The organism is Nocardia sp. NPDC004573 (assembly GCF_053602135.1).
On record NZ_JBSGDA010000017.1, the window covers coordinates 158,034 to 168,382 of the forward strand.

The 10,349-nt window shown below is 61.7% G+C and carries 3 protein-coding genes and 1 pseudogene; all 4 read left to right on the forward strand.

Annotation, left to right across the window (positions count from 1 at the left end):
• Nucleotides 1–1,182: 1,182 nt before the first annotated feature.
• Nucleotides 1,183–1,725, forward strand: a pseudogene (locus ACWEKR_RS24770) (ATP-binding protein); the annotation flags it as partial.
• A gap of 1,983 nt (nucleotides 1,726–3,708) precedes the next feature.
• Nucleotides 3,709–4,125: a response regulator transcription factor gene (locus tag ACWEKR_RS24775; protein ID WP_452356499.1), complete on the forward strand. Its 417-nt coding sequence runs from the start codon at nucleotides 3,709–3,711 to the stop codon at nucleotides 4,123–4,125.
• Nucleotides 4,126–4,409: 284 nt separating this feature from the next.
• Nucleotides 4,410–5,759: a cytochrome P450 gene (locus tag ACWEKR_RS24780; protein WP_452356492.1), complete on the forward strand. Its 1,350-nt coding sequence runs from the start codon at nucleotides 4,410–4,412 to the stop codon at nucleotides 5,757–5,759.
• A gap of 1,863 nt (nucleotides 5,760–7,622) precedes the next feature.
• A complete protein-coding gene (locus tag ACWEKR_RS24785; protein ID WP_452356493.1) occupies nucleotides 7,623–9,629 on the forward strand; it encodes a hypothetical protein in 2,007 nt (668 codons plus the stop codon).
• The last annotated feature ends 720 nt before the right edge of the window (nucleotides 9,630–10,349 follow it).

Genomic DNA, 10,349 nt, shown 5'->3' on the forward strand with positions numbered 1-10,349 from the left:
CGCTTCGTCGCCGCGGTCGGGCCACGGCATAGCTGACCGTGCGCAGGGAGAGCCTCTGGGTAACCTCTTCATGCCAGATGCGCCGCTTGCGCCCTGCCACCAGCGCCTCGATGTCGACACCCGGTCCGATCAGGCGAAAGCTGCGGTTCGCCTGCACGGCGGCGATGCCGTGCAGGTTTGTCCACAGGGCGATCGCGAGTCCATCCTCCCCAGCGCGAAGGCGGCACCCACCAGGTTGGCGAAACGCGCGAACAACGGTAGCGAGACCAACCTTAAATTCTCGCCAGAGCCCTTGAGCCGATCGTGCCGGCACATCAAGGTGAACACTCGGCCATGCGTCGAAACCGGACAAGCGGCCACGGCACCGGAGAGGCGGGAGCCGGGTGAGCGGCGCTGATGGATCACACCCGGACACCGCCACCACGGCCTGAAAGTCACCTGAGGTTGATAGAGGGGTGGCATGACCGGACCGCCACGGTTCGGGGTGGAAGCTTGATCGGCCCTGGCCCGTCCCGTCCCAGCCTCGTTTTTCGGCAGCCGCCGCTAGCCAGGCAAGCAATCGGCAGCCTCGAGGTGGCAACTGACGACGACGTCTCCTCGACGTCCTGTGCCTCACCCCGCTGGTGGGAGACGGTCTCTTGTTCTGTGGTCTGGTGTCCGGCGTTCGTAGCGTGCCGCGTAGCAGGTGGTGGTTCGCCGATCATGCGGGTGTCGAGGCCGAAGTGCGCCTGTCGGCGTAGCTGAGGTCGGCCGCCGGATGGGGCCAACCGAGCTCCCGACCCGCTTCCAGTCGGCGACTCACCTCGTGCAACCGGTAGCGGCGGATCACCGACTTCGGCCCGATCCCGCCATGCTCGGCGAACAGCCGCTGTAGGGCCCGCAGCGTCGTCCCAGCTCGCACGCGACGGAATCCACTCGGGCGAGCCCGGCTTGAGCCGCGATGAGCGCGACTGCGTCCTGTGCTGGACCGCCTGCTCAAGCTGGTCGGCCTAGCACCCCGCAACCCTGAGTTCCGCATCTGGGCGGGCCCCAGACTGACGATGGTAGTGCCAGCTTCCACATCCAGGCATGCTCCTGAAGCCACATCACCAGTCGTTGCCGAAGCCGGGCGCATCCACTCGTGCGCTCGTGGACTAGTATTTCCCTTGTTCGGGCCGTCCGAGATCAACTTCGGCCGTTCTCGAATATGGGACACGAGGTGTGATGACATCGATCGGCACCAATCGGGCTCTGCGCGACCTCCTGGTCGGTCGGCGATCCGAGCTCGAGAGCATGCAAAAGCTTCTCGGCCGGGTCAAGTCCGGATCGGCGGGTGCTGTGGCCGTGCTGGGCGAACTTGGGATCGGTAAGACTCATTTGCTGGGTGAGTTCTGTGAACGAGCCGCCAAGGCTGGTCTAGTGGTACTGGCAGGCCGAGGGTCAGAACTGGAACGGGAGATTCCCTACGCGCTCATCATCGAAGCTCTCGATGAAAAGTTCGCTGCACTCGATGCCCACGCTATCGCCGAACTCGGGCCGAATCGACTGGCAGAGCTCGCCGCCGTACTGCCTTCTGTATCAGGCCGCGGAAAGCGCCTCTCGAGTCGGCTCGAAGCAGAACGATTCGAGTTCCATCGTGCGGTTCGCGCCACGCTCGAGTGGCTCGCTCGCCGTCGGCCTGCGGTTCTGGTTCTCGATGACGTGCACTGGGCCGATCCCGCATCTCTGGAGCTTATTCGTCATCTGCTGAGACATCCGGTGCCGGGGATGCTGCTCGCGATAGCTTACCGACATCGGCAGGCACCGCAGCTGCTACTCGACGCCGTCGAGAAAGCCGCGCGGGAAAGCTTGGTGTCCGAGCTCGCTTTGGCACCGTTCACAATCACCGAAGCGGCGGATGCTCTGGGACAGCAGCCGGACTCCCCGACCCTTCAGTCGCTATATACACAGAGCGGTGGGAACCCGTTTTATCTCGAGCAACTTGCCCGGACCGCACGACAACGACAGACACTGCCGATTCCCCTCCCGGAGACAGCCCGAGAGGAGCCCGACCTCCCGCCCACATTGCGTGCGACGGTCGCTCGGGAGCTGTCGGTATTGACGCCTGAACGCCTCGGCGTACTCGAGGCAGCAGCAGTCGCCGGAGACCCTTTTGACTCGGAATTGGTGAGCGCAATCGTCGATGCCGACGAGGAGCTGGTCCTCGGTTGCCTGGACGAACTCGTAGTGACAGATCTACTCCGCGCGACTTCTACACCTGGCCAGTTTCGGTTCCGGCATCCGATCGTGCGTCGAGTGGTGTACGACCAAGCAATGCCCGGTTGGCGATTCGGCGCGCATAAACGAGCTGCGCGGGCACTGACCGCTCGCGGCGCCACCGTGGGCATCCGCGCACACCACATCGAGCATTCGTCGAGCCCCGGTGACGAAGAGGCTGCCGCTACCTTGTGCGAAGCCGGACAGGCTGTGGTCTATCGCGCCCCGGCCGCCGCGGCACGCTGGTTCGAAGCGGCGCTGCGACTGCTGCCGACAACCACCACGGTGCAGCAAAGGGTCGCGCTGCTGGTCTCCTCGGCTGGGGCGCTCGCCAGCTCCGGCCGTCTCAACGACAGCCGAGCGACGCTCGAACAAGCGTTGGAGTTGCTCGCACCGGATTCAGTCGGTGACCAGCTTCCGCTCATCGGCATGATCGCTCGCGCCGATCACGGACTCGGTCTAGCCGACGCAGCCTACCGTCGCATCGTCACCACTCTTGATCGAGTGGCCCCTGGCAGCGCAGACGCCATTCGACTGGAGCTCGCACTTGCCGAAAACCATCTGATGCGCCGCCAATGGGACCAAGCCATCGCAGCCGCCGAACGCGCACGCAGCGACGCGCAGACGCTCGGTGATCCCACCTTGCTGATCGCATCCGAAGCGTGCCTCGCCTGGGTCATGTGCCCTGCAGGCGATATCGTTCGCGTGCAGGAACTCGCTGCTTCTGTCGCCGATGAACTGACTGAGAGAGACATCCTTTCGGCCCCTGAGCTACTCGACACGCTCGCTAATCTCGTTGATACCGACGTCAACCTCGAACGCTTTCAAGCCGCTGACCGCCTTGCGGAGCGTGGACTCGAAGCTAGTCGCGCGACCGGACACGGCCACGTCTTTGTGCGCCTCATGATCGGCTCCGCTGCAACAAAACTGCACGTCGGACGGCTCAGTGAGGCTCGTGACGCTGCCGAGTCAGCTGTAGAGGCAGCGCTCTTGCTGGACAACGATGCACTTCGCACAGTTGCCGAGAGCCTCCGCTGTTGGATCGAGACGCTCAGCGGCAATCTCCCTGAAGCGTTCACCGCCGGGCACGCCGCAATTCAGGCAGCCGACCGTACACCTCAAGCACACTATGCATGGCTGGCGCACGCGTGCTACGGCGACCTGCTCATCGAATCCGGCGAGTTCGAGAAGGGCCGCCAGAAAATCCTCCAAACCGGCGGACCCGAGTTGACCGACATCTTCCCCACCTCACGTGCCTACTGGTACCAGGCACTTGTCACAGCGGAGCTGGCTGCCGGCCGCCTCGACGCGGCCGAAGCGATACTCGGCCGACTCGAGGCCAGTGCACAAGGACTACGGTCCCGTGAGGCGCAGGCACATCATGTCAGGGCGCGCATACAGGCGGCACGCGGGGATTTCCGCAGAGCCGCCGCGTCCGCTCAGCAAGCACAAGTATATTTCGACTCCGCCGAAATGCGCGTATGGGCCGCCCGCGCGCGTATAACGGCCGGCCGCGCCCTCGCGCAAGCAAACGAGCCCACATCGGCGATCCTCGAACTTCAACAAGCACACAGCACCCTGCAGGCCAGCGGTGCCGCGCGACTCGCCGACGAAGCAGCGCAAGAGCTGCGAAATCTTGGAAAACGGGTCCGACGATTGCCGACCAGCAGTGCCGAAACCAACTCTGCGGGGTTGACCGAGCGCGAACTGGATATCGCCAAACTAATTGCACAAGGATATTCCAACCGTAAGATCGCTGCCGAGCTGTTCATCAGCCCTAAGACTGTCGAAAAACATGTAGCCCGAGTCTTCACGAAACTGGGCATATCCTCCCGCGCCGGTGTAGGGTCGGCAATGGATCGCACGGCGGCGAGCGAAATGAGAAAGTGATCCCGTGGTCGCAGTGTGGACAAGGTCGTCAGGCAGGGCAGCCGTGCGCCCTCCCGCCAACTTTCTGGATCGCTGACCGCGCGCGGCGGGCATGGGCACGGTCGCCCCGCTGGAGGTAACGACGCGAAACGGCCAGCGGCACCGGTCACAGTCCTCAGCCCCGGTACAGCAATCGACAAGCCTAGCTCGAGCCAACTGTAGGTATTTCCCCCATTTCCGCGACGCATACCGCTTGCGACGATCGAATCGACCCAACTCTCCAATCGATCGGAGTCGGAAAGCGCATGCCCGATCAACGTTACCAACCACCTGGTCCGCAGGGCGTCATAAAAACAACCTTCGCATTTCAGCGTTCGCCGTTGAGCGTATTATCCGAAGTCATCGAGAAGTACGGCGATATCAGCTTTCTCAACCTACTTCGAGCGCCGGTGATTGTGCTCAACCATCCGGACTACGTCCAGCATATCCTCAAAGACAACCACCACAATTACGATCGACACGGCCCGGTTTTCACCATGGCCCGCAACATGTTCGGAAACGGTCTCGTCACGGCGGCCAGACCTGGTTGGCTGGTACAGCGCCGACTCCTTCAACCCGCCTTCCACCGCGACCGCATGACCGAGCTGAGCACGCTGATGACTGAAGCCATCGAGGAAATGCTCGAACGGTGGGAGCACAAACACGAAACAAAAACCACTGTCGACGTGCGCGCGGAGATGCAACAGCTCACGCTGCAGATTCTCATTCGCGCGTTGTTCGGTACAGAGCCGCAGAACACGACTATCCATCGCTACATGGCCGCGATGGCAACGTCGACCCGCGAGCTGACCGCCTACATGCGATTTCCGTTGCTCCCACTCAACGTGCCGACACGGGGGCACCGACGATTCCACAACGCCTTACGGGTGCTCGACGAAATCACCTTCGACATCATCCATAAGAACCGCGATAGCACCGACAACCGCGGCACACTGCTATCGAGCATGATGTCTGCCCGGGACCACGATACCGGGGAAGGGATGCACGACAAACAGCTCCGAGACGAAGTCTTCACCTTGCTGTTCGCTGGACATGAGACCACCGCCAGCACGCTCACTTGGGCGTGGTACCTGATAGTCCGCGATCCTTCGGTCGAAGGACGACTACGCGAGGAAGTCGACCGCGTCCTGGGTGACCGCCCGCCCACCATCAGCGACCTGCCGAATCTGACCTACACTCGTCGCGTCGTGGAGGAAACGCTGCGGCTGTACCCGCCCGGCTGGCAGCAGTACCGCCAAGCTGCGGAAGACGACGAGATCGACGGCTACCGAATTCCCGCCGGTACCACGGTCTTCTGGAGTGCATACTTCGTGCACCGCCACCGTCGGTTCTGGGATGAGCCCGACCGCTTCGACCCGGACCGCTTCGCCGACGAAGACTGCAAGAGGCGAGACAGGCCCGGTTACCTACCGTTCGGCGCCGGTCCTCGACTATGCATCGGCAACAACTTCGCCATGGTCGAGATTCAACTCGTGATTGCCATGATCATGCAACGCTACCGCCTGTACCCGACGTCCAATTCCGTGATCGAGCCTCTTGCGTTGATAACTCTAGAGCCTGCCCGAGCGCTTACCGTACGGCTGGAGCGTCGATAGGGCCAGGGGAGATCGGCGTCCCTCTGGGTCGGGGGCACGATCCGAATTTCGGCGCGGCCGGCGGAGCAGCGGGGATGCAGGCGTGCGACGCACCGACGAGCGGAAACCACTTGATCACGCCCACACCGCCGCCAATCCAGTGGCCTCGACTTGTCATGCGCTGAGTTGACTCCACCCGATCCAACCCACACGGCGGCAGGGTGTGCGCGGGTCGCGCGTACCCTTCGCCGCCACCCACGCACACCATTGCTCATGCTGGTCACACAGAGCGTTCCAGTCCTCCGCAGCGACAGATCGCCACTTTCGCGCCAGCTCCTCCGCGCGAAGTGCCGGATTCTCCCGCTCGACCTCGTTTTCAGCATGCGCGGCCCAGTCGATGAGTCTTACCCAGGACTCGAAGTCATTCAACAGTTCCGCTTGTTTCGCCCATTGCATTTCGCACCCTTTGACACAGGTCCAGAGCTTCCCAACTCCCGCGCGATGGCGGCCGGAGCCGATCACGACACAAACATCATCGCTTATCGATGAAACGAGCCGTCTTGAACTCCGCATCCCACCCGTGCCCGGGATCAAAATTCTTTTCACTCATACAGAAATCCGTCGATTATCACCACACCGCCAACGGATTCCGAAATCACTGCATTGATCACATCGAGGCAGCGCAGATAGCGTCGATGTGGTCCCGTACCATGCGGCAGTCAGGGTCACGGCAGTGCGCCGAAGAAGACCAATCCCGGAAGCCGCACGAGAGTAACTCCAGTCCACTCCGGCCCAGAATGTATCGGGGATTCAACACTTCTTCCTCCAGGATGGTCTACACTGACGGAATTCGACTCTCCCACTCCGGTAGATTCTCAACCATGGGGTGATACCCTACATTGTGGCGCAACCATCGCCAGTAATCCGAACGATCATGTAGCGCAGGCCGATCCTGGCCGATTCCAGCAGAGTGTCAGTGCACGTGAGCGGCCCGCAAGCAGGTCGAGCAGCCCAATCGGATCCACTCGACCGCGGAGATGTCAGGAGTCCGATGCGAGCGCCTGGCTCGTGCCGGCAACCTCCGCGAGGCCGAGGTCGCCTGGAATGGGCTCGAGCGTAGGCAATTCCCCCATAGCGTCAGTCTCCGTGGCGTAGGACCATCGCATCCATGACCACTGTGTAGTTGCGATGCGGAAGACCTCCGGAGGAACGAATAATGAAACGCCCCTTGCTGACACCTGCAGTCGCCACTGCGGGTGCATTCGGCTTGCTGCCGCTTCCGGCGACGCTCATTCGGACCCACAGATGGAAGCGTCGTGAGGCATCAGCGAGTGGAAGCACATTCGAGATGGGCGGTACAGCGAACCCGCGCCAGGAGCTCGAACATCCGCCGCACTGGTGCGACGGGCTACGAATACCGGATAGACGCAAATATCCGATGGTTCTCGAATCGGCGCCAACCTGGCCGTCGGTTCCCTCAACGAAGCGGTCCGCCACGACATGGATCAGTGCCCGTCAACGAGCTCGCTTGGCATTCCCAGATCACTACGAGGTGTTCGCCCTTGTAACGTGAGTTGCCGTCACATTCGAGCATTCGTCAAGACTCTCCCGTACCACGTGAGCGCGGTTACCGGAGGTTGCCTGACAGCGTTCTCCTCACTCCGCTAGCCGGGTGGACTTGCGCCCGGTCTGAGTAAGCGCGATCAACAGGCACCGCACGATGCGATCCATCCGAAATAACAAGGCGTTCGCACTTCCCGCGGCGAGCACCTGTAGCAGCTTGAGGTAACGAATTTCCGTTCGATCGCGATTGATAGAACTCCCTGATCAGCGATAAGAACGAACTCGTACCGGCCGACAATTTGGGCGACCAAGGAGAACCCGATGAGCAGAGTAGACGATGTCGTAGATCGAATCTGGGACGACATGGATTTCTCGTTGAGGGGTGGCCTAGGTTTCCGGGACGACGAACCCAAGAACGCGTTGGATGCTCTGGCCGGATTGAATTCGACCGAGTTCAAAGAGGCATTCGACAGGCTCTACAGCCATTCATCGTTAAGAGATTTCGACTTAAGGAAACAGCTCGCTCAGGATGCCGGCGATCTCAAGAACGATCCGAAATATACTGACATCCTCCGAGCACTTGAGGGTGGCGATCCGACAGCTTACGTCAAGGCCAAGAAGGCGGCAGAGATTGCGGCCGAAGAGAAGAAATTCGAGGATTACGGTTTCGAGAAGTCCACAGACGGCAAAAAGCATGCATATAAAGTGGACCTGTACGAACCCAAAGGTGCCCACGAGGCACTGCGATTGCTGATCGAAAGCGTCGAACTCACCATGCAGTGCAACATCGACACACTCGGTTGCGGTAAACCCAAGGCCGCCCCCGACTTCATCGATGAGCTCGATAGCGCGCGGGTCACGACAGCGGAAGGCTGGTCAGAACTGAGAAGCGCACACAAGAAACTGAAGGAGTCGCTGGAAAAGCAACAGGCCGAGTACCACAGCACGCAGAAGGATGTCGCCGACACCACCTACGACTCCGCAGCGACAAACTCCCAAACCTTCAAAACCCTCACTAAAATCATCGACGAGCTCAACGGATACTTGCAAGACGGGCCCGAGGATCTCACATATGACGGCGACAAATTCACCCAAGGCTCCGGCGGGCCACCGAATTCTGAAGTGCAGATCACCGTCTACGAGAAAAACAAAGAACAGAACACCGACGGATTCGGAAAATACTTCTTGACCCCAGAAGCCGAACGGCGATACTACGTCAGATGGATCGAAACGGCGGTAGAGAAATGGGAGAAGACGTACGCGCAAGCGGTCAAGGAATTCCAGGAACTAGCTGCGAAGATCGACAAAAAACCCAAGTACCAGAGAGCGAACGACAGTGGCACCGGAAACGGCGGCTACCCATACCCGACGCCCGGCCCTTCCACCCCGCCAGGCGACTTCCAGAACGAGGACTTCAGCTCGACGTACGACGATCTACTCGGCGGGGCGGCGAGCACTTCAGACCTGTTGACGAGCGCTGGCTTGGACGGGAATGGTAGCGGTTTCCCGTCGAGCCTCGGTTCTGCTCCTTCCGCCTTCCCCGCGGCGGCGCTGATGGGAAGCGGCATGCCTGCCGCTTCCTCCCCACCCGCCGGCGCCGGTGACAGTGGCGCGAATGCGCTGGGGCAAATGGCGATGATGAACGCCTTGAGTGGGATGATGAATCAAGGGAATCAACTACCCAGCGATGAGAGAGCCTACGAGAGGGATCGGGAACGGCGTGAGGAAGGGGAACGGCAGCGCAGAGCCGCTGCTGCTACCGTCGAGCCCGGCACCACTGCCAATCCTGCGGCACCGCCAACCCCGCCGGGCGTGACGTCGCCCGCGAACGCGAGCACTCCACCGCCAGTGACGACACCGGGCTCAATGGTGGACTACCGGATCGGCGACTCGACCGTGCAGGTGTCGCAGCCGGTCGCGGAGGCTTTGCAGCGGCAGACGCAGAACACCGCCATGAATGCCGCAAGCGCGTACGCCGGAACAGCGGGCGAGTCGATACCGGAACGCCATCCGTGGGAGACGGTCGAGCATGAGGATTTCGCCCTGTTGAGGACGGGCGATGTCGTGCAGTGGGAAAAACACAGCGCGCTGATCGTCAAGAACGAGAACGGACTGAACGTCCTCGACAATGGCCTACTCGTTCCCTTCGATGCCGACAATCCGCCGCTGACCGAGAAGTACGGCCATTTCACCGACTACTTTCATCCGACAGGTTTGGATGCAGGTCCCGACACCGTCGGCCCCCAAGCTGTGGCACCACCTCCTCCGACGGTGAGTGCTGCACCGCCCGCCGGCCCACCACCGGTTGGACCACCACGGCAGGTTTGAAAACGCTCGGCAGCGATAGGCCACCGTGCGCACATTCGGCGTTGAGCCCGCAGCGACGAGCCGATGCCCCTTCGACCCTCGGTACCACCGATCCGGGCGACGTCGCCGTGTTGCCCGGTGTCGTCGAACCCAGCCGAAGTCGTGGCCCCTCGCCCGGTCTGCGCAAAATGGGCAGCGGCCCCGAGAGTTGGAACCCTCTGGCTGGGAGTATCCGGACACGCCTCGACAGCCGATTCGAAGAATCCAGCAGTGGGGGAACTTCACCTCGCCACAGCGTCACGGCAAGGCGCGCACTATTTGTGCAGAATTCGCCACACCGATGATGGGGCCCACCCGGAGCCAACGCAGCTCCGGACCCATCGGTATGGAGCCGAAGTGCGTTCGAGCGTATCCGCGCCTCAGTAGTGCAACGACAGGCCATCTCTGGCAGAGTGGCGGGTAAATAAGAGCTGAATCCTCGGATAACCCAGGACCTTCAGGCCGGGTCTCAGCGATCTGGACGCCCAAGTCGGGCGTTCCGCACCCCCGCTGACTCGAGGTCCGTACACGTTCGTTGCCGACGCAGTGGTGCTCGAAGTCCGCGAGCCCGGGCGGGTGGTGAGCGTGCACTGCCTGATCCCGAGCGTGTCAACGGAACGCCAATCCGGACCATCTGACGGCAGTTCAATCTGGACCACCTGGCCGGTTGGATTGGTGGTTTCAGTCTTCAGTTGTGCCGGC